The organism is Pseudomonas putida (assembly GCF_028682475.1).
GTDB classification, from domain to species: Bacteria; Pseudomonadota; Gammaproteobacteria; order Pseudomonadales; family Pseudomonadaceae; genus Aquipseudomonas; species Aquipseudomonas putida_AG.
This window is the reverse complement of record NZ_JANHLE010000132.1, coordinates 1-328: the sequence shown is the minus strand read 5'-3', so window position 1 is coordinate 328 and position 328 is coordinate 1. Positions and strand designations below refer to the sequence as shown.

The following is a 328-nucleotide window of genomic DNA, read 5'->3' as shown; positions in this document are numbered from 1 at the left end:
CTCGCCCAGTTCGGGTAAATAAACCAGCAAACTGGCAGTAGCCACCGTGCCGATTCCTTTTACGGAAATAAGCCGGTCGGTTTTTTCTGCGTCCAGATCGCGCATACTTTGATTGATGGACTTCTCGAGCAGCTTGATCTGCGTTTGCAGGTAGCGAATATGATCTTTAATCGTCGTAACAGCCGCTGGTAACTGAACCTGCTGGAGGCGACGTTTGTTGTCGTCCCGCTGTTGGACGAAGTGCTCGCGCAGCTGAACCAGCTCGCGTAGCGCTTCACGTTCGGCGCAAATGGCCTTGTCGCACGGCGCGTTCAGCACTTCAGCAAAG

1 pseudogene is annotated in these 328 nt (G+C 54.0%); it reads right to left on the bottom strand.

Annotated features, from left to right (window positions below):
* A pseudogene (locus NPS47_RS25500) lies at window positions 1–328 on the bottom strand (IS110 family transposase); the annotation flags it as partial.